This window comes from Myroides sp. N17-2, from assembly GCF_002286775.1.
Classification (GTDB): Bacteria; Bacteroidota; Bacteroidia; order Flavobacteriales; family Flavobacteriaceae; genus Flavobacterium.
This window is the reverse complement of record NZ_NSGJ01000089.1, coordinates 1-338: the sequence shown is the minus strand read 5'-3', so window position 1 is coordinate 338 and position 338 is coordinate 1. Positions and strand designations below refer to the sequence as shown.

Annotated in this window: 1 pseudogene; it reads left to right on the top strand. The window is 36.4% G+C overall.

Features of this window, described 5'->3' with window-relative positions:
• A pseudogene (locus CF599_RS19170) lies at positions 1–338 on the top strand (gliding motility-associated C-terminal domain-containing protein); the annotation flags it as partial.

Below are 338 nucleotides of genomic sequence, written 5' to 3'. Positions count from 1 at the left end.
AAGATAAAAATACAGGGCGGAGCTAATCCAACAGAATTAGAGAATGTATTTTTTAATACTAATGGTATTGAATTAGAGAATGAGATAAGTATAGCAGGAAAGAGTTCTTTTGAGCGCGGAAATATTATTGTGAATGCTCCTTTGTCAGGTAGTATTACTTTTTTGGAGGATGCTTTTATTGAAAAAGTACAGGATGGGAGTCATGTTGTAGGTATGGCAGATCGTGACAGAAAGAGCGAATTGACAATGCCTGTAGGAGATGGTACATATTATCGCCCAATCTCTTTAGGAGAAAGTAGTGGAGGAAAGAATCTATTTCAAACACAGTATGTTCGTTC